The 19,233-nt window shown below is 60.2% G+C and carries 22 protein-coding genes; 9 read left to right on the top strand and 13 right to left on the bottom strand.

The window, feature by feature from the left end; genetic code table 11:
- Positions 1-87: 87 nt before the first annotated feature.
- From RA26_RS09510 to RA26_RS09490, 5 genes are all read left to right on the top strand, one after another.
- Positions 88-588 carry a hypothetical protein gene (locus RA26_RS09510; protein ID WP_241482619.1) on the top strand — a complete coding sequence of 167 codons (501 nt, stop codon included), beginning with the start codon at positions 88-90 and terminating at the stop codon, positions 586-588.
- Between the two features lie 237 nt (positions 589-825).
- Positions 826-1,404 carry an outer membrane protein gene (locus RA26_RS09505; protein ID WP_039183074.1) on the top strand — a complete coding sequence of 193 codons (579 nt, stop codon included), beginning with the start codon at positions 826-828 and terminating at the stop codon, positions 1,402-1,404.
- A 302-nt stretch (positions 1,405-1,706) separates the two neighbouring features.
- Positions 1,707-3,089, top strand: a complete 1,383-nt coding sequence (gene cysS, locus RA26_RS09500) for a cysteine--tRNA ligase (protein ID WP_039183071.1) — start codon at positions 1,707-1,709, stop codon at positions 3,087-3,089.
- The gene (gene cimA, locus RA26_RS09495) at positions 3,089-4,714 is read left to right on the top strand and encodes a citramalate synthase (RefSeq protein ID WP_039183069.1); all 1,626 of its coding nucleotides are present in this window, start codon (positions 3,089-3,091) and stop codon (positions 4,712-4,714) included. Before cysS ends, cimA begins: the two co-directional genes overlap by 1 nt.
- Entirely contained in the window at positions 4,704-5,480 is a 777-nt protein-coding gene (locus RA26_RS09490; RefSeq protein ID WP_039183066.1) for a squalene/phytoene synthase family protein, read from the top strand. The genes cimA and RA26_RS09490 overlap by 11 nt, the downstream gene beginning before the upstream one ends.
- A 62-nt stretch (positions 5,481-5,542) precedes the next feature.
- Here RA26_RS09490 and RA26_RS09485 read toward each other — a convergent pair whose 3' ends face one another.
- On the bottom strand, positions 5,543-6,760 hold the full coding sequence (locus tag RA26_RS09485; RefSeq protein ID WP_039183062.1) for an MFS transporter: 1,218 nt from the start codon (positions 6,758-6,760) through the stop codon (positions 5,543-5,545).
- On the opposite strand from RA26_RS09485, the gene RA26_RS09480 reads away from it, so the two are divergent.
- Both RA26_RS09480 and RA26_RS09475 read left to right on the top strand, forming a co-directional pair.
- Positions 6,761-7,507, top strand: coding sequence for a DNA-3-methyladenine glycosylase family protein (locus tag RA26_RS09480; RefSeq protein WP_241482618.1), 747 nt, complete (start codon positions 6,761-6,763; stop codon positions 7,505-7,507).
- Entirely contained in the window at positions 7,504-8,169 is a 666-nt protein-coding gene (locus RA26_RS09475) for an alpha/beta hydrolase (RefSeq protein WP_039183059.1), read from the top strand. The genes RA26_RS09480 and RA26_RS09475 overlap by 4 nt, the downstream gene beginning before the upstream one ends.
- A 38-nt stretch (positions 8,170-8,207) precedes the next feature.
- Here RA26_RS09475 and RA26_RS09470 read toward each other — a convergent pair whose 3' ends face one another.
- Positions 8,208-8,630, bottom strand: a complete 423-nt coding sequence (locus tag RA26_RS09470) for a VOC family protein (RefSeq protein WP_039183055.1) — start codon at positions 8,628-8,630, stop codon at positions 8,208-8,210.
- Positions 8,631-8,642: 12 nt separating this feature from the next.
- Entirely contained in the window at positions 8,643-9,296 is a 654-nt protein-coding gene (locus RA26_RS09465; RefSeq protein ID WP_039183052.1) for a pseudouridine synthase, read from the bottom strand.
- Between the two features lie 230 nt (positions 9,297-9,526).
- Between RA26_RS09465 and RA26_RS09460 the strand changes: the two genes are divergently transcribed.
- Positions 9,527-10,111, top strand: a complete 585-nt coding sequence (locus RA26_RS09460; RefSeq protein WP_039183049.1) for an HNH endonuclease — start codon at positions 9,527-9,529, stop codon at positions 10,109-10,111.
- A 130-nt stretch (positions 10,112-10,241) separates the two neighbouring features.
- Here RA26_RS09460 and RA26_RS09455 read toward each other — a convergent pair whose 3' ends face one another.
- A complete protein-coding gene (locus RA26_RS09455; RefSeq protein ID WP_039183047.1) occupies positions 10,242-10,607 on the bottom strand; it encodes a hypothetical protein in 366 nt (121 codons plus the stop codon).
- Positions 10,608-11,216: 609 nt separating this feature from the next.
- Between RA26_RS09455 and RA26_RS09450 the strand changes: the two genes are divergently transcribed.
- Positions 11,217-12,509, top strand: a complete 1,293-nt coding sequence (locus tag RA26_RS09450; RefSeq protein ID WP_152612581.1) for a mechanosensitive ion channel domain-containing protein — start codon at positions 11,217-11,219, stop codon at positions 12,507-12,509.
- Positions 12,510-12,548: 39 nt separating this feature from the next.
- Here RA26_RS09450 and RA26_RS09445 read toward each other — a convergent pair whose 3' ends face one another.
- From RA26_RS09445 to rocF, 9 genes are all read right to left on the bottom strand, one after another.
- The gene (locus RA26_RS09445; protein WP_241482617.1) at positions 12,549-13,532 is read right to left on the bottom strand and encodes an AI-2E family transporter; all 984 of its coding nucleotides are present in this window, start codon (positions 13,530-13,532) and stop codon (positions 12,549-12,551) included.
- A 53-nt stretch (positions 13,533-13,585) separates the two neighbouring features.
- Positions 13,586-14,347 carry a hypothetical protein gene (locus tag RA26_RS09440; protein ID WP_052272364.1) on the bottom strand — a complete coding sequence of 254 codons (762 nt, stop codon included), beginning with the start codon at positions 14,345-14,347 and terminating at the stop codon, positions 13,586-13,588.
- The gene (locus RA26_RS09435) at positions 14,334-14,750 is read right to left on the bottom strand and encodes a phage holin family protein (RefSeq protein WP_039183041.1); all 417 of its coding nucleotides are present in this window, start codon (positions 14,748-14,750) and stop codon (positions 14,334-14,336) included. Before RA26_RS09435 ends, RA26_RS09440 begins: the two co-directional genes overlap by 14 nt.
- Entirely contained in the window at positions 14,722-15,174 is a 453-nt protein-coding gene (locus RA26_RS22075; RefSeq protein WP_052272362.1) for a hypothetical protein, read from the bottom strand. The genes RA26_RS09435 and RA26_RS22075 overlap by 29 nt, the downstream gene beginning before the upstream one ends.
- Positions 15,175-15,297: 123 nt before the next feature.
- Complete coding sequence (locus RA26_RS09425; RefSeq protein ID WP_039183038.1) at positions 15,298-15,483, bottom strand: PLDc N-terminal domain-containing protein; 186 nt, start codon at positions 15,481-15,483, stop codon at positions 15,298-15,300.
- A 176-nt stretch (positions 15,484-15,659) separates the two neighbouring features.
- On the bottom strand, positions 15,660-15,938 hold the full coding sequence (locus RA26_RS09420; protein ID WP_052272361.1) for a hypothetical protein: 279 nt from the start codon (positions 15,936-15,938) through the stop codon (positions 15,660-15,662).
- A gap of 302 nt (positions 15,939-16,240) precedes the next feature.
- Complete coding sequence (locus RA26_RS09415; protein ID WP_039183035.1) at positions 16,241-17,287, bottom strand: ornithine cyclodeaminase; 1,047 nt, start codon at positions 17,285-17,287, stop codon at positions 16,241-16,243.
- Entirely contained in the window at positions 17,284-18,213 is a 930-nt protein-coding gene (gene ctlX / locus RA26_RS09410) for a citrulline utilization hydrolase CtlX (protein WP_039183032.1), read from the bottom strand. The genes RA26_RS09415 and ctlX overlap by 4 nt, the downstream gene beginning before the upstream one ends.
- Positions 18,210-19,136: an arginase gene (rocF, locus tag RA26_RS09405; protein WP_039183029.1), complete on the bottom strand. Its 927-nt coding sequence runs from the start codon at positions 19,134-19,136 to the stop codon at positions 18,210-18,212. The genes ctlX and rocF overlap by 4 nt, the downstream gene beginning before the upstream one ends.
- Positions 19,137-19,233: the final 97 nt, after the last annotated feature.

Genomic DNA, 19,233 nt, shown 5'->3' with positions numbered 1-19,233 from the left:
GCATTAATGCGTATAAATGGGGTCCTAGGGGGATGACGCGCTGAACGGCGCATTGCAAAGAGGCAAAGCCACATGCCGATGGTTAGGATGACCAAACTCCGCCGAATGTTCGCCGCGGTAATCGCCATTGCCGCTCTGCATGGGCAATCCGGTTTGGCTGAGGATAGCCGCCAATCTGCTTTCGATAGTCCCAACCCGCTTACATTCAGCAATCCGGGGGGCGAAGGGCACTCATTCGCTTTCGGATACAGTGAAGGTTCTGATGGGCTGATCCTGGGGGGCAGTGTTGCAACCGGGCAGACCGGGCCGCTCACACGGGCCCTGCAGGTGGAGGAAACGCATCAGCTGCGTTTGCATGCCGGGTACGACTTTGGGCCCGCCACCGGCTTTGTAACTGTTGGCGGGCTTCAGGCCGAAGATTCGGGCCGTCGGCGCCTTGGGACGCTGTTTGGGTTCGGTATGCGTATTTCTTTGAACCGCGCGCTTCAGCTGACCGGGGAGCTGCTGCATCATGAGGCGGGGCCAAGGGACGGCAGTGGTAGTCCGCGCGGCGAAACCCTGGCGGTTGGGGCCGCGTTCCGGTTTTAGGTGTGCGGCGTCGTGTGCCTGGCCGGGCGCTAGGAAAAGCTTTGCTTTCTTTCAATAGCTTGGCGGAATTCCGCTTGCGGAATCCGGCGGAAAAGCGCGTCTTGATCCTGGGTTTCGGCCACTCACCGCCAAGTCAAAGCTTGTGAGCCGGTCGGCACTGGAAACTGGCAAGCAAAGACCTTTTGTAAGCGTCAACGGCGCACAGCTTGCGCCGGGACTGCAAAAGGAGAAGTCTGAATGACTCGTTTCGTAGCTATGACAGCCATCGCAACCGTAATGGGCAGTGCGGCTTTTGCCGGCAACCTGGTTGAGCCGGTGGTCGAACCCGCGCCGGCTCCGGCGCCGGTTGTGGTCAATGAAGGCGGCGATTGGACCGGTTTCTATCTGGGTGGCCAGGTTGGCCAGCTGGACGCGGATACCAGCAACGGTGCCTCGGGGGATGATACCGCATATGGTGTCCACGGTGGCTACAATCATGATTTCGGCCGTTTCGTGCTGGGCGGCGAACTGGACTATGATGCAACCGACCTGGATCTGGGCGGTGGCGCTACCGTCGACTCTGTGGCCCGTGCCAAGCTGAAGGCCGGTTATGACTTCGGCCGCGTTTTGGCCTATGTGACCGGCGGTGTGGCTGAGGCCGACAGCTCGCTGGGCAGCGAAACCGGCGACTTCTATGGCGTTGGCCTGGCCTACCAGGTGACCGACCAGTGGCTGATCGGCGGTGAAGTGCTGGAGCATGATTTTGACCAGTTCGGCACCTCGGGCGTTGGCTCCGATGCGACATCCGTGTCGCTGCGCGCGTCCTTCAAGTTCTAAACTGACATGAACACCGGCGCGGCATTCCTGTAACGCCGCGCCGCTGGCCGCCCGGTCTGTACCCAAGGCAGGCGGGCGGCCTTTGCCTTTACCGGCAGCCAAATAGCTTGGCGGAACTTCAGCAGCGTGCTAAGCAGCCTGCATGAACCAGAATTGCACCACTATTATCTGCTGCATTACCTGCTGACATATCAGCGGGCTGGTTTCTGTCGTTTTCATTTCACTGACAAGTTGCTAAGCCCGCGCTGCGCGCAATGGGTAGTGCCTGCTGCTATTGGCTGGGCATGCGAAAGGAACCGGGCATGGGAACCATGGACAGAGTGATCAAGCTGCAAAACACGAAGACCCGCAAGAAAGAGGTCTTTGCTCCGATCGACGCCGAAAACGTGCGGATGTATGTCTGCGGCCCCACGGTCTATGACCGGGCGCATCTGGGCAATGCCCGCCCAGTGGTGGTGTTTGATGTTCTCTACCGCCTCCTGCGCGAGGTTTATGGCGCGGATAAGGTGACTTACGCCCGGAACTTCACCGACGTGGATGACAAGATCAATGCCCGCGCTGCTGAGAGCGGCCGACCGATCGGCGACATCACCGCTGAGACAACGCAGTGGTTCCTGGACGACATGGGTGAGCTTGGCGCGCTGGAGCCCAACCATATGCCCCGTGCAACCCAGTACATTCCGCAGATGGTGGCGATGATCGAGGATCTGATCGCCAAGGGCCATGCCTATGCCGCTGAGGGTCATGTGCTGTTTGCTGTCGACAGCTGGAAAGAGCTTTATGGCAAACTGTCGGGCCGCTCGGTGGATGACATGATTGCAGGCGCCCGGGTTGAGGTTGCGCCTTACAAGAAGAACCCGATGGATTTTGTGCTGTGGAAGCCGTCCAGCGATGAATTGCCGGGCTGGGACAGCCCCTGGGGCCGCGGCCGGCCGGGCTGGCACATTGAATGCTCGGCGATGTCCTATGAACTGCTGGGCGAGACCTTCGACATTCACGGCGGCGGCAACGACCTGATGTTCCCGCACCATGAAAACGAAATCGCGCAAAGCTGCTGCGCCAATGGTGATGATAGCTTTGCACGCTACTGGCTGCACAACGAGATGCTGCAGGTCGAAGGTAAGAAGATGTCCAAATCCCTCGGCAACTTCTTCACCGTGCGCGACCTGCTGGATCAGGGCTATCCGGGCGAGGTGATCCGGCTGGTGTTCCTGCAGACCCATTACCGCAAACCGATGGACTGGACCGATAAGAAGGCCAAGGAGGCTGAGGCCACGCTGCGCAAGTGGCGGGCGCTGACCGCGGGCATCGAACCCGCGTCCAGCGCTGCTGCCGCGGTCTTGGATGCGCTGGCGGATGACCTGAACTCTGCCGGAGCGATTGCCGAGCTGCACAAGCTGGCCGCAGCGGGCGATGCTGCTGCGCTTCTGGCGTCGGCGCAGATGTTGGGTTTGCTGACAGAAGAGATGGGCGCCTGGGCGTCTGCCCCCACGGTAGACCTGTCTGCCTACGAGGGGAAGCTGGTTGAGGCTCGGCAGAAGGCTATGGAAAGCAAGGATTTCTCGGAAGTTGATCAGCTCAAAGAGGCCTTTGTCGCGGCTGGCCTGGAAGTGCGCATGAGCAAGGCCGGTGTGGAACTGGTGCCGGGTGCCGGATTTGATCCGGCAAAGCTGGAGGCGCTTTGATGGCCAGGGAACGCCTCTATCTTTACGACACCACACTGCGCGACGGTCAGCAGACCCAGGGGGTGCAGTTTTCCACTGCGGAAAAGAAGCAAATTGCGACAGCGCTGGACGCCTTGGGCATCGACTACATCGAGGGCGGCTGGCCGGGCGCTAACCCGACTGACAGCGCGTTCTTTTCGGAGGCGCCGCAAACTCGCGCCACGATGACAGCCTTTGGCATGACCAAGCGGGCAGGCCGATCGGCAGAAAACGACGATGTTCTGGCAGCAGTGATGAATGCGGGCACCCAAGCGGTCTGTCTGGTCGGCAAGAGCCACGATTACCACGTGACACAAGCGCTGGGGATCACACTCGAAGAGAACCTGGAAAACATCCGCGCCTCTGTCGCCCACATCGCCGCGCAAGGGCGTGAAGCGCTGTTTGACGCCGAGCACTTTTTTGACGGCTACAAGGACAATCCGGAATACGCGCTGGCGGCTTGCCGTGCCGCGCTGGAGGCCGGTGCGCGCTGGGTAGTGCTCTGCGACACCAATGGCGGCGCGCTGCCCGCAGAGGTTCACCGGATCGTCAGCGAGGTTGTTGCGGCTGGTATTCCGGGTGAGAAACTGGGCATACATACCCATAATGACACGGAAAATGCTGTCGCTTGTTCTTTGGCGGCTGTCAACGCCGGCGCGCGGCAGATCCAGGGCACGCTGAATGGATTGGGCGAGCGCTGCGGCAATGCCAACCTGACCGCGCTGATCCCGACGCTTCTGCTGAAAGAACCCTATGCCAGCCAGTTCGAGACCGGGGTGAGCCTGGAAGCATTGGCGGGGCTGACCCGGAACAGCCGGATGCTGGACGATATCCTGAACCGGGTTCCGGTGCGGCAGGCGGCGTATGTCGGGGCTTCGGCGTTTGCCCACAAGGCCGGGCTGCACGCCAGCGCGATCCTGAAAGATCCTTCAACTTACGAACACATCGAGCCGGGTACGGTCGGCAATGCGCGGGTGATCCCGATGTCGAACCAGGCCGGGCAGTCGAACCTGCGCAAAAGGCTGACAGATGCGGGCCTGAGCGTTGAGAACGGCAATCCGGCGCTGGCGCGGATCCTGGAACGGATCAAGGAGCGGGAGGCGGAAGGCTATTCCTATGACACCGCGCAGGCCTCGTTTGAACTGCTGGCGCGCAAGGAATTGGGGCAGCTGCCTGATTTCTTTGAGGTGAAGCGCTACAAGGTCACCGTCGAGCGGCGCAAAAACAAGTATAATCGCATGGTCAGCCTGTCAGAGGCGGTGGTTGTGGTGAAGGTTGATGGCGAGAAACGCCTGTCGGTCAGCGAGTCGCTGGATGAAACCGGAAGCGACCGCGGCCCGGTGAACGCGCTGGCACGGGCGCTGAGCAAGGATCTGGGGCGTTATTCCGCGCAGCTGGAGGATATGCGGCTGGTCGACTTCAAGGTGCGGATCACCCAGGGCGGCACCGAGGCCGTCACCCGGGTCATCATCGACAGCGAAGACAGCCAGGGCCATCGCTGGTCCACTGTCGGGGTCAGCGCGAACATAATCGATGCGTCGTTCGAGGCGCTGCTTGACGCCATCCGCTGGAAGCTGATCCATGACGGGCAGGCGGATGCAGTTTGACGCCGATCTGAATGCCTGCGCGGAACTGGTACAGAAAAGCGACCCGGACCGGTTTCTTGCCACCATGGCAGCGCCGGTCCAGGCGCGGCCGCTGCTGTTTGCGCTTTATGCCTTCAATATCGAACTGGCACGGGCACCCTGGGCCAGCCAGGAAAGCATGATTGCGGAAATGCGCGTTCAATGGTGGCGTGATGCCGGGGCGGAGATTGCAGAGGGTAAGCCGGTGCGCCGCCATTATGCCGCGACCCCATTGGCAAAGTTGCTGAAGCCGGAACTGGCGGTCTGTATCGACGGCATGGCTGAGGCCCGCCGTTGGGACATTTACAAGGATCCTTTTGAGGATCAGGCGGAATTCGACCGCTACATTGACCGCACCAGTGGCTCTCTGATGTGGATGGCGGCCGCGTCCTTGGGGCCCGCGGAGGAGGACGTGGTCAGGGACTTCGGCTATGGCGCGGGTGTTGCTAGCTGGCTGCGTGCAATTCCTGAGCTGGAGGCTCAGAAACGGATTCCGCTGTTGGACGGCACTTTGGAAGGCGTGCAAGCTTTGGCCCGCAAGGGACTGGACCGGCTGAATAAGTCGCGCGCCCGGAGAGGCGCGGTCTCGAAACTGGCCGGGGCTGCACTGCTGACAGGCTGGCAGGCAGAGGCGGTATTGAAACAGGCAATCCGCGAACCCGAACGGGTCGCGCAGGGCGCGCTTGGCCAAAGCGAGTTCCGGCGCCGGGCGGGTTTGATGCGGCGGGCGGTCTTCGGCCGCTGGTAACCTGCAAGCCAAGAAAAAGGCGCCACACTGGGCGCCTTTATTTTTGCTTTTTGTGCGGGATCTCAAGCGTCCTTGGGCCGCATCACCAGCCACATAAGCGCGCCGCCGGCCAGAACCAGGAAGGGCGCCATCGCCATATTCACTGCGTTCCAGCCGTCCACCGGATTGCCGCCGGAGCAGTTCATCAGGCCGCCGGAGGCCAGCGACGCCATGGTCACACCGCCAAAGACAAGCAGGTCATTCAGCCCCTGCATCCGGCCTTTTTCGTGGCTGTCATGGGCGCCGGCCAGCATGGTGGTGGCGCCGATGAAGCCGAAGTTCCAGCCAAGGCCAAGCAACACAAGCGCGATGAAAAAGTTCTCCAGTTCAACGCCTTGGAGAGCGACTGCGCCAGCTCCTGCGAGAATGATCAGTCCCGCAGCGACGATCTTTTCTACGCCGAACCGGGCAATCAGATGGCCGGTGAAGAAGGACGGCACATACATAGCCAGAACGTGGAACATCACCACATCGGAGGCATTGCCCTGAGTGAAACCGCACCCTACCACGGCCAGCGGGGTCGATGTCATGACAAGGTTCATCAAGGCGTAGGAAACCATTGCACAGATTACCGAGACGGCGATAACCGGCGTCTTCAGCAGTTCGAGACGGCTGCGCCCTTTGGGGCTGTCATGGCTGGGCGCTGGCGGTTTGGGAATATCCAGAAGCAGGAACAGCGCGGCGCCGAACACATTGACGGCAATCACCGTCAGGTAGGTACCAAGAAACGGAATAACAAAGGCTTGGCTGGTCAGCTTGACCAGCTGCGGACCGATCAGTGCAGCTGCAAGGCCGCCTGCCATTACATAGGAGATTGCCTTGGGGCGGAACGCCTCTGAGGCGGTGTCAGCGGCTGCGAACCGGTAGAAGCCATGCGCGCTCATGTAGACGCCGGTCATCAGGCTGCCGAGCAGGAAGACCGGGAAGGAGCCGAGATACAGACCGTAGGCGCCAACCAGCCCGCCCATTGCACCAAAAGCCGCGCCGGTGAAGAAACCTGCGCGGCGGCCCCAACGCTGCATGATGGCAGAGATGGGCGTGGCGGCCAGCATTGAGCCGCCCACGATCAGCGAGATCGGCAGCGTTGCAAAGCACGGGTTGGACGCCAGCGATTGGCCTGCAAGGCCGCCAATGATAAAGATCATCGGCATCTGCGCGCCGAGGATCGCCTGGGCCAGAACCAGGATGGCAACGTTTTTCTTGGCGATCGCGTCGCTGGGGGTGGTCATGGTCATGCTCATATGGGATGCGTAGCGGTGAACCGGGTGCGGGGCAAGGCGCTTGCCACGCTGGAAGGCCGCCCAATTGCCGCGGCCAAAGGGGGTGACGTGGCGTCAGATCTACCGAGGTTTCTGCCGGGCGCGGGCCGGATCATTCAATGCGGCGACTGCGTCTCCGAGGGCGCGCAATGGCTGGCGGCGAAGGACGGCCGGTTTGCCAATGCCCTTGCGCTGACTGGTCCGCTGCCGTTGCGGCGTAAGCCTGAAGGCTTCGCTGAGCTGCTGAGTGCGATTGTCAGCCAACAGGTGAGCGTAGCGTCTGCAAATGCGATCTGGAAGCGGATGAAAGACGCCAAGCTGACTGGCCCGCGAAAGATCCAGTGGGCAACGGATGACGACCTGCGCGCAGCAGGCCTGAGCCGCCAGAAGATACGCTATGCCCGGGCGCTGGCCGAGGCACGCATTGATTTCAAAGCGTTGCGCAATGCTCCTGATGCGGAGGTGATCGCTACGCTAGTGCAGGTCCCGGGGATCGGCGTCTGGACCGCGGAGATATACGCGATGTTTTCGCTGGGCCGCGCGGATGTCTTTGCCCATGGCGACCTGGCCCTGCAAGAGGCCGCGCGGGTTTTATTCGATCTCCCTGCACGCCCAAAGGAGCGTGAAATGCGGCAAATCGCGGAAGCATGGTCGCCGTGGCGGTCGGTTGCAGCGCGGATTTTGTGGGCCTATTACCGTGTGGCGAAGGACAGGGAAGGAATCCGATGACTCGTGTACTGAATGCCGGCCGCAAGGAGCCGCTCTCCGGCGACACCCGCTCTGTTGTGGTGTTCCTGCATGGCTATGGCGCCAATGGCGCGGACCTGCTGGGCCTGGCCGATCCGCTGGGCGAACATCTGCCGGACACGCTGTTTGTCGCACCCGATGCGCCCGAGGCCTGCGCCGGTGCGCCGTTCGGCTTCCAGTGGTTTCCGATCCCGTGGATTGATGGTTCATCCGAGGAAGAAAGCATGCGCGGGATGCAGGCTGCAGTGGAGGATCTGAACGCCTTCCTCGATGCGCTGATGGTGGACGAGGATGTTCTGCCGGAGCAGGTTGTGCTGTTTGGTTTCAGCCAGGGGACGATGATGAGCCTGCATGTGGCACCGCGGCGCGAAGATGCGGTTGCCGGGATTGTGGCTTTCTCCGGCCGTCTGTTGGCGCCTGAACTGCTTAAGGATGAGACCGTTTCAAAGATGCCGGTTCTGCTGGTGCATGGCGATCAGGACGACGTGGTGCCGGTGCAATCGCTTCCTGAGGCCGCTGAGGCGCTGCAGGAAGCGGGTTTCCAGGATGTCTTTGCGCACATCCAAAAGGGCACGGCCCACGGAATTGCGCCGGATGGGTTGAGCGTCGCTTTGGCCTTCATGCGGGACAAGTTGAGCCTGTAACGGTTTTCAATTGAAGGAATTTCTGATCTTGCTGCGGTTTAATACGACCACAAATGCGGCTCGGCGATTTCAACTGAATTTCCAGCCGGGTCCCGGAAATAAACAGACCGGGGCCCATGGGGCCAGTCAAATTCCGCCTCTATGTCAACACCGGCGGCGCGGAGCCTGTCGCGCATTTCCTGCATGTCTTCGCGGGGCTGGGCGAGGCAAACGTGCCCCGGGCCGTGTGCACCATGCGGAGGCACCGGCAAGCGGGGATTGCCGGCCGCCTTTGCTGTTTCTGATGCACTGAAAAGCAAAAGGACGGAATTGCCGCAGCGGAAGAACACATGCCGGTTGTCAGCCCGTTGAATCCGTTCCAGCCCAAGCAGGCCGCCATAGAACTCCTCGGCGGCATCCAGATCATCCACATAGAGCGCGGCTTCGAGAATGGCTTTCGGTGCAGGGGCTTTGGGCAGCATGGCTGCAGGCTATCAGCGGCGGCGGGGCCTGTCACCTTTTGCCGGGCGCGGTGATACAGCCTTGGGCCTGCGCGGCGGTTTCAGAGAGGGTTTGGGCGGGCCGGGCACGCGCGGCGGTTCCAGATCCTCCCAATCGCCTTGGGCCAGCCCATCCAGGGTCCAGGTGCCGATGCTGTAGCGGATCAGCCGCAAGGTCGGATGCCCGACAGCCGCTGTCATACGCCGTACCTGGCGGTTGCGCCCTTGACGGATGGTGAGCGCGATCCAGCTGTCCGGGACGGTTTTGCGCACCCGGACAGGCGGCGTGCGCGCCCAGAGACCTGGCGGTTCCGGGATCACCTGTACATTGGCAGGCATGGTTTTTCCGTCCTTCAGCTCAACACCCTCCGTCAACTGCCTGAGAGCCTCCGCGCTGGGAATGCCCTCCACCTGCACCCAATACGTTTTGTCCATCTTGTGCTTGGGATCAGTGATCCAGGATTGCAGACGGCCATTATCCGTCAGCAGCATCAATCCCTCGCTGTCGCGGTCAAGACGGCCGGCGGCATAGACACCGGGGCAGTCGATGTACTGGCTGAGCGTTGCCCGCGGGCTGTCCTGACTGCCGCGGTCAGTGAATTGCGGCAGCACGTCAAATGGTTTGTTGAAGCGGATCAGACGGGTCATGGCGGGGCAATAGGCGGACAGTGCCTTCAGGGCAAGGGGGCCATTGAACGCCGGCCTGTGGATAACTGTCACGGGGCTGTCATGGAATCAGCGCAGCTTGCTCCCGACATATTGTGGATCATTGGGGCTTGTCAGGTGCCAACCACGATATATAGTCAAATTTAGGCTGGGGCGGGTTCCCCGCTCTGGTTCCGGGAAACGGAAGATCAGGGCGAGGAAGACGTTCAAAAATGGATGGCGATTTCAGAGCAGAGTTTGTCAGATCTCCGGGGGCGCTTAAACAGCACCCGGCATTGGTATTGAACGCGGACTACCGGCCGCTTTCCTATTATCCGCTGTCACTTTGGTCCTGGCAGGACGCGGTCAAGGCGGCTTGGCTCGACCGGGTAGCCATCGTCGCCGAATATGACGAGGTGGTGCATAGTCCGAGTACCCAGATCCGAATACCGTCTGTGGTGGTTCTGAAAGATTATGTAAAACCTCAAAAGCGCGTGGCCTTCACGCGCTTTAATTTGTTTCTGAGGGATGAATTCTGCTGCCAGTACTGCGGCAGCAAAGGTGAGCTGACGTTCGACCACGTGGTGCCGCGGGCGGCCGGCGGGGTGACCAGCTGGGAAAATGTCGTTGCCGCTTGCAGCCCCTGCAACCTAAAAAAAGGGTCGAAGTCACTGCACCGGGCAGGGATGTCGCTGCGCAAGCCGCCGCGTCGGCCCGGAGCGGAGGAGTTGCGGAATACAGGGCGCAAGTTCCCGCCGAACCACCTGCATGAAAGCTGGATGGACTTCCTGTACTGGGATACCGAGCTGGACGCCTGAAGAGTGGAGGCAGCGGCCTCCTGTTTCTGAAAGACTTTCGAGGAAATCCCAGTCGCCGCTTGGAGCACGGCCTTAAAAAGGCCATACGCCGTTTCAGTTGTTTTCGCCATGTGTGAGGGGTCAGCAGTGGCTATTCTCCGATCTGGTCCATTACTGCGTCCAGATGCGCGGTCGAGAATGGCCGGGTGAGCATCGGCAGACCCTTCACATCCGGGTCTGTGGTTTTTCCGTTGATCAGAATGATACGCCACCCCCTGTCACGCGCGGCAAGAAACCAGTCCCGGGCCGGAGGAACGCCAAGGGAGAATGCAAAGAACACCAGCCGTGGAGGCGGCGTGCTGTCATCCAGGAATGTATCGCAATTCTCGATCTTGGTTTCGCTGACAATGTTGTCCAGTCCCCGGCGCATCAAGTAGTCGTTGATGTCGAGGGCCTCGAACGTGTTTTCGGTCAGGATTAGAATAGGTGCGTCCGCACTACGAGATTCAGTGCCCATAAGGTCTCCTTAAGTGATGAAGGAGCCATGCCACTTGGACAGCGGAGCCGCATTAAACTGTGACATACCAGCGTGCAGTTGCTCAAAAAAATTACAGCTCTGTCAGAACTGGTTTGCGGAACAAGAAAATTTGTCTCGCCATTCCGGTTTTATGATTAATTACAATGCAATACCTGCAACATTGGACCACGGGCAGGAATGGGCATTTGTCGTTTCCGGGCTCTTTCTCTGGCCTTGTGCCTTGGCAGGTGAGTTGTCGCAGATTAACTAGCATCGGCGATGCGCTCCGCAATTCTTCAGCAAAACAGATGAGAGAGCCGAGGCGGGCAGCCACAATGAATCCTCTAGAACCCGTCGCAATGGAGCATTGATGTATTATCCTGCGTGTTCAACCCCGCTTTTCTGCTCTAAGTAATTCGCAACCGGGTCCACCGGGGTTTTGGTTGAAGCGCCGGTGGCAATTTCTAACGCCGCAATTGCTCTGTGGAGGAAATCGAGTTGAGGCTTAAAGAGGGAGTTGAGAGGTCCGTTAATGCAAGCCGCGTTCTATTGCGTGTGGTTCTGGGCGTGACGGCAGCCGCGGTACTTTCTTTCACTGCGGCAAGCAGTATGGCGCAATCCGCAGACGGTCCGGTTCAGACAGACGGCCAGATCGAAGTGGGTGCCGAGGCTGTGCGCGATAGTGAGATCCTCAACCGGATCGAAAAGCTACTGGCGCAGATTGATGGTTTCGCCGCCGTGGACGTCTCCGTCTCCGAGGGGGTCGTCAAGATTACCGGGCAAGTGATCGACAATGCAGCGCAGGACCGGCTGAACCAGATCATCAACCGGGTTGAGGGCGTTGTTGCAATCGAAAACGAAACCGAGATCAGCGGAACCCTGGAGGAACGACTGGCGCCGGCGATGGAGCGGATTGCAGCAAGGACACGTAACTTGCTGGCAAACGGGCCGATTTTTCTTGTGGCGCTGACGGCATTTCTTGTGGTCGCGGCGGGCGGCTGGCTGCTGACCACGCGGATCGGTATTTGGACCCGGCTGGCCCCCAACGCGTTTATCGCTGATGTCTACCGGGCCGTCGCGCGCATCCTGTTCATCCTGACGGGGCTGGTGCTGGCTCTGGACATTCTCAATGCAACCGCGCTGATCGGCGCTGTCCTGGGCGCTGCTGGCGTAGTTGGTCTGGCTCTTGGCTTTGCGGTGCGCGATACAGTGGAGAACTTCATCGCCTCCATCCTGCTCAGCCTGCGGCAGCCGTTCCGGCCCAACGATTTTGTCGATATCCAGGGCGATCAGGGAACGGTCGCCCGTCTGACCTCGCGTGCGACCATCCTGATTTCGCCCGAGGGCAACCATATCCGAATTCCGAATGCCACCGTGTTCAAGGGCCGTATCGTGAATTTCACCCGTGATCCCCGGCGCCGGTTTGGTTTTAATCTGGGGGTCGACGCGGATGCGGATCTGGCTGCGGCGCTGGCCACGGCCGTCGCCGCACTGGAGGCGCAGCCGTTTGTGCTGAAGGAGCCGGAAGTCGGTGCCTGGATCAGCGAGGTAGGCGATTCCAACGTGGTCCTGACCTTCACTGGCTGGGTGGATCAGACCAAGGTGGATTTCGCTAAGGCGCGTGGCGAGGCGATCCGGGCCGCCAAGCTGGCGCTGGAAGCTGCGGGCTTCGGTCTGCCTGAGCCGATCTACCGGGTGCGCCTTGATGGCGCGCAGGCGGCATTACCGTCTTCGAATGAGTCCGTTGACGCAAGACGTCCAGCCAAATCCGAACCGGCCGAGCTGCCAGAAGCGGCGGATCCCGCGAGGTCAGAACCGGCCGTGGCAGAAGCTGCGGAACGGGAACGCAAGGGGCTCGATGGCGGTGAGAACCTACTGGATGACCAGCAGCAGGTGGAGTGACGGCAGAGACCACGGACCGCGCGGGGCGCGGACTTGGTTTTACATGACTTCGCGCAGCGGATCCTCTTCTTTGCGGCCTTTCGACTCTGGCTGCGGTTCCAGCAGAACGCCAAGCCAAAGAAGCAGCGGCAATGTTACGAAGGCACCGACCGGCCCCCACAGCCACAAGCCGAAGACAATCGCCATGAAGATCAGCAAGGGATTGATCGCCATGCGCTGGCCCACAACCAGCGGCGTTACAATGTTGGCCTCCGCCAGGTTGATCAGCAAGAACGCAGCCGGCGGCAGTACAGCATAGACACCATGGAACTGGAGCATGCCGGCAATGGCTAAGCTCACAGTTATCAGCAGCGGGCCCAGATACAGCACGTAGTTCAGCAGCCCCGCCGCCAAGCCCCACAGAAGGGCATATTCAACACCAAGCGCCATCATTGCAGCTGCCGTAACAGCGCCCAGGCCGGTGTTCACCAAGGTGATCGCGGCAAAGTAGCGTGCAACAACGGTATCTGCGTGCTTCAGCCTGGTCTTCAGCGGCCCCGTAAGGTGGTAGAGATCGTTGCGGGTCAGCGTGAAGAAAAACAGAGTGCCCACGAAGATGAAAACCTGTGAGACGAAACTCGGTGCCAGCCACAGGGCATCACCGACCGAGGGGATCGCAGTTTGCGGTTCCACCGCTTCGGCGCCCACGCTTTCTTCGATTTCCTGACTGATTGTTTCGATGCCTCGTAGCAGAGAAGAGGCACGGTCGATCAGGCCGGCCATAACCGACTTTATGCGGGGCAGTTCATCTATCAGCACGTTGATCAGCGGTTCGATCAGAAGAAGGATGATAGCAACAAACAGCGTGCAAAGCAGAAGCAGCGTCAGAGCGATCAACAGCCGCGGCACGCCGGCGCGCGCCAGCTTATCGGCCAGCGGAGACACCACCACGCCCAACACAAGCGCAAAGCTCATCGGGGCAAGGATTTGCTGTGCCAGTTGCAAGGCAGCAGTGATGCTGATGACCGTCAGGATCATCAGCATCACACGGACCCCCCGGCCGCTAAGAACGGTTTTCAAAAACCCGGGCATGGCCGTTAGCCGGCGGCGGTTCGGGGCGGCAGCCCGCCGTCTTCTGAAACAAGTTTTGAGCTGGCTTTGTGATACAGTTTGTCCATCTCTTCTCTCAGGGCCGCTTCTGCCTTGGCGGCCAGCGCATCCCTGTGAGAACCAAGCAATTCGTCTTCGTGGCGCGTCGACGGCAGGAGCGCACCGATCAGCGCGCCAAGGCCAAGAGCAATGGCACCTGCGGCCAGCGGGTTGCGATTGTAAAAAGTCCGGCCCTGAGCCGCAGTGCGGGCGGCCTGTGCTTCAACTTTTTCCTGAGCGTGCAATGCGGCGGTGCGGGCCTTGAGCACCCGTTTGCGGGCGGCATCGGGCAGAGTATCCAAGCCTGCATTCAAAGTCTCACGCATCTTGCTGCTGCGGAAGTTTTCGTCGCTCATCCCAGTCATCTCCTGTTTCATGGCGGCATCCGCCGCGGCAACACGGTCATCAAAGCCCTCAAATGCAGCTTCGGGCGCAACCGCAGCGGACCTGGTCGCCGGTGTCTTCGGGCGGCTGCCAGTGCCTATGAACATAAGTGCAAGGCCAGCGCCGGTGAGCAGCAGCGCTGCTGGGTTGCGTTTGGCGGCGGACATTGCCTCGTGGCCCAGCTGGCCGCCATATCCGTGGGCCGTTGCCGCTAGCTGGTCTGTGACATGGCGCGGCGACAAGGCGCCGGACAGCCCGGACAGGGAAACTGCCAAGCGGCGTCTGTTTTCTTCGGCCTGCTGTACGAGCTTGTCAGTTCCGGTCATGAGTGGCCTCCTTGATGCTGGCGGCGTCCAGTTGGACGCTGCGGATGGTGCGCGAGGGTAGTAGCGCCTTGCCGTTCAAACGCGCTTTGGCCGCGGCAAGAAGGCCTGTGGCGCTTGCCAGAAGCACGCCGCCGACGAGCAAAGCAGCAAGCCCCGGTGACAAACCAGCGGATGCAATCCAGGCAACCAGCGCAGCCGCGAGCACATGCAAACCGGTCAAGGCCAGTACCGCTGCGGCGGCCAGGCAGGCTAGGCCGGTTCCGGCGCTGGCAGCCTTCTCTTTCAGCTCACCCTTGGCCAGTTCCGCTTCGCTGCGCAGCAACGCTGCAAAATAACGGAGTGCTTCAAGCAACAGTTGCGGCGACTCGCGCAAATCACGATACGCCATGACCGCCTCCCTCATGCGCCGGAGCAGGATTGCGGACAGTACCGGTTGACGCTTCAGGGTCGGGGTCGTGTGCCTTCAGAAACCTGGTTGCTGCGAAACCAGCAAAAGCAGCCGCGCTCAAGAACAAGAGCGGGTTGCGGCGGGCGAAGGCGCTGACATCCTCAACAGTTTGTTCGATGTCGAGCGTCCGGACGCGATGGGCGGCATCTTCCAAATGACCGGCAACCATGCTTGCAGCATGGGCTTGCACCGAGCCGGGGGAGAATGCACTGGCGGCGGCATCTGCTGCTTCCGACGTGGCCTCTACCTCCTGTGCGGCTTTAGACTGGGCAGCGTCCGTCGCTTCACGGAGTTTTCCTGCCACCGCAGCCTTGGCTTTGCGGCCCAAACCAGCCGCCTGGCTGCGTGCCTGTTGTTCCCAATTGGAAGTGTTGGTCATTTGAAAGCCTCTCGGGTATCTGTGCGCTGAATTGCAGCGCGCTCCGCAGGTTAAAACTGCGCAAGGGACGTCCGCGGCCTGACATTGTTTGAGCCAGGCCAGCAGGTGGTGTCATTGCGTTGATCAGATATGGGCGGCAGAAGATTTCGGACCGGCAATCAGCCAGATAATGAAGCCCACGACCGGCAGCAGAAGGATCAGCAGAACCCAGAGAATTTTTGCCACGGCAGAGGCGCTGGAGGAGACAATTTTGATGATCGCATAGATGTCTGCTGCAAGAACAAGCAGACCAATAAGTCCATATTCCATGATGTTCTCCCTCGGGAATTTGATTCTGAAGGGTAAACGCCGGAAGGAGGGTTAAGGTTCCCGGCTGCAAGTTGTTTCAGCTTGAAAGGGGCGCAATCAGTTGGATCCGGGAAACTGAAAAGAAAAAGCTGCGCGAACTGCGCAGCTTTCTGTAACAGGTTGGAATGGTTCGCAGATCAGTACCGTCTGCGCAGTGCGAAACCAAGCAGAACGCCAGCCCCAAGCGCACCGGCCACAGCCAGGCCTGGGTTCTTTTTGATGAAGTCCTGAGACTGGCTGGTCAGACGTTCGATTTCGCTCTTGCTATAGCTGATACCGGCTTGCAGGCTTTCCTGTGCCTGCTCAACAGCCTCTTGGGCCTGCTCTTTAGCCCGGTCAGCCAGCCGCTCGCCCGAGAGCTCTTCAGATGCGGCGTCGGCGTTGGCAAACTGCTTTGTTGCGGCTGTCTTTGTCATACTTACTTTCCTTTGCATCTGGTTCTCGTTGCAGCGCATCAATCGGCGCCTTGTGCAGGGTCAACGGATATGCGGGCAAAAGGTTCCGCAGCTATTGGATGCCAAGGATCCCAGTCAAAGAAAATGCCCCCGCCAGCAGAGGGCGGGGGCGAGTTGTCGGACAATTTGGGGACGTGTCCAGTAGCAGCGGCAGGCTGCCTACCAGAGCAAGACGCGCGAGGCGCAGATTGGTTCCCCAATGAATGCACTTTTTCATCGTGAATTCTGCGCTTGTCGCGTTAACGGCAAACGCAGGAACAGGATCAGGCCTTTGCGCGCTGCAGCATGCCGAACAGATCGCGCGGGTCATCCGGGTCCGCCAGCATGTCCAGATCAATAAAATAGTCCGTGCCCTTGATGCGGTCGCGGATGTAGCGCAGCGCCGAGAAGTCCTCGATCGCGAAGCCGACGCTGTCGAACAGGGTGATCTGGCGGTCTCCGGTGCGGCCCTGCTTCTTGCCTGCAATGACTTCCCACAATTCGGTCACAGCAAAATCCTCCGGCATCTGCTGGATTTCGCCTTCGATCCGGGTTTGGGGCGGGTATTCCACAAACACGTCGGAACGGCTGAGAATTCCTGCGGCCAGTTCGGTTTTGCCGGGGCAGTCGCCGCCGATGGCGTTGATATGCACACCGCTGCCGACCATGTTGTCGGTCAGGATAGTGGCATACTGTTTGTCGGCAGTGCAGGTGGTGAGAATCTGTGCGCCTTCAATGGCTTCTTCCGGTGTCTTACAGCTGACGACTTCAATCCCCAGGCCCTGCAGGTTGCGGGCGCATTTCTCGGTCGCCGCGGCGTCCTTGTCATATAGCCGCACGGACTTCAGGCCGATGATTGCCTTCATTGCCAGGGTCTGGAATTCGGACTGGGCGCCATTGCCGATCATCGCCATGGTTGTCGCTCCCTTGGGGGCCAGATACTTGGCGGCCATGGCTGATGTTGCTGCGGTACGAAGCGCAGTCAGCATGGTCATCTCGGTCAGCAGCACCGGGTAGCCAGTGTAGACATCGGCAAGCAGCCCGAAGGCGGTGACGGTCTGAAGCCCCTCGGAGGTATTCTTCGGGTGGCCGTTCACGTATTTGAAACCATAGGCCTCGCCATCCGAGGTTGGCATCAGCTCGATCACGCCGACGTCGGAATGGCTGGCAACGCGCGGGGTCTTGTCAAACAGTTCCCATCGCTTGAAATCGTCTTTGACATAGTCGGCGAGATCGCGCAGCATCTGTTCGATGCCAATGTGATGAACGAGGCGCATCATGTTGTCGACGCTGACAAAAGGCACCAGGGCCTTGTCCGAAGGCTGTGTCATGCGGTTTTCCTTTCACGGGGGCTGAGGTGGATGCCTGCCAGCATGCAGCGCACCGACCCGCCGGCGGTTTCGATTGTGGGAATGGTGAGCGGCAGCAGCTCGGCGCTTTGCTCAATGACCGAAATCTGATCCGGGCGCAGCGCCTCAAGCGCCTTGGCAGAAAGTGCCAGAAGACGCCTGCGGCCCGTCAGTTCCATGGCATTGCCCGCAAAACTGGCGATCTGTGCTGGCGTCAGGTCTATGACCCGGCGGCCTGTTTCCTCCAGCCGGGCCGCAACCTCAGCACGGCGGGCGGGGTCGACGATCATATCCAGGCAGATCAGCGCATTTTCGGTGCCGATGCCCATCAGAACATTGGTGTGGTAAACGTCGCGGCCTGCATCATCTTTGGCTTCGAACACCATGGGTTCAAAATTGAAATGCGTGCAGAAGCGTTCCAAAAGTACTGGATCAGCACGGTTTGATTTCACCGTGTAGGCAATTCGCCCGATATGGTCGAGCACCATGGCGCCGGTACCTTCCAGCGACAGGCTGTCCTGTTCCAGGCCGGAATAGTCGATCACGTCCTGCACGCGGTAGTCGCGCTTAAGGAGCTCAATCACGTCCCAACGGCGTTCCTTGCGTCGGTTTTCGGCATACATCGGGTACACCGCAACATGGCCGCCGGCATGGGTGGAGAACCAGTTGTTCGGGAACACGCTGTCCGGTGTTTCGGTGGTGGTGTCGTCGAACACATGCACCGTTACACCGGCGCTACGCAGGTTTTCCACGGCGCCGTCAAACTCAGCCAGTGCCTGGGCTGAAGTTGCTTCAGCCGAGGTGATTGCGAGTGTTTGAAAGGCGTTATCGCCCTTAGTTTCAGGGTTCGAGCAGAAGTGATGGGGCCGGATCATCACCACTGCTGAGGGGGCTTGCAGGCTGCTCACTGGTAGCTCCGCGTCGGGCGGTCAAAGACGCGACGGCCAAGTGCTGAGGCGCAGAGGTCCACCATCAAATGCGCGGTACGTCCGCGCTCGTCGAGGAAAGGGTTGAGCTCAACAAGATCCAGCGAGGTCATCAGGCCGGAATCATGCAGGATCTCACAGACGAGATGCGCCTCGCGTACAGTGGCGCCGCCCGGCACAGTGGTGCCGACTGCGGGGGCCACGGAGGGGTCTAGGAAATCGACGTCCAGCGAGACATGCAGCATGCCGTTTGCCTGCGCAACCCGCTCAAGGAAGCGGTTCAGCGGCCCTGCAATGCCGTTTTCATCAATATGGCGCATGTCGTGTGTCAGGATGCTGCTGCCTTCCAGTGCCAGCCGCTCTTGCGTATCAACTGAACGCAGGCCGATCATGCAGACGTTTTCCTGCGGAACCGGATTGGTCACTTCAGGAAAGCCTTCGAAGCCTTGGCGCCCAGTGAAATATCCAACTGGCGTACCGTGCAGGTTGCCGCTGTCAGTTGTCTGCGGTGTGTGGAAGTCGGTATGGGCGTCCAGCCACAGCACAAACAGCGGCCGACCCGCCTTGGCGGCGTGGTTTGCGGCACCGGCAACCGATCCCAGCGACAGCGAGTGGTCGCCTCCGAGGAAGATCGGCATGCCGCACTCCAGCGCGTCTTCGGCGGCCTGCGCCAGACGGGAGGTCCAGCCGATGGTTTCGTTGCGGGCATAAACCACCCCGTCGTTTGTGTCCTTGGCGTGAGTGTCCGGAGACTGGTTGCCAAGGTCTTCGACGGTGTGACCCAGACTTTGCAGGGCTTCGGTGAGGCCCGCGGTTCGGTAGGCGTCGGGGCCCATCAGGCAGCCAGCTCTGCGTTTGCCGCTGTCTACCGGGGCGCCAATCAGGATGCAGTGTTGTGAAGTCACTGTTTTGATCTCCCAAAATCTCAGGTTTGATACTAGAAACTTCCGAAACGTGATGGAAACCAGCAATCAATTTGCTCATAATGATGGGCAATTGATC

Source organism: Leisingera sp. ANG-M7 (genome assembly GCF_000813965.1).
In the GTDB taxonomy this organism is placed as follows: Bacteria; Pseudomonadota; Alphaproteobacteria; order Rhodobacterales; family Rhodobacteraceae; genus Leisingera.
This window is presented reverse-complemented; position numbering and strand designations above follow the sequence as displayed.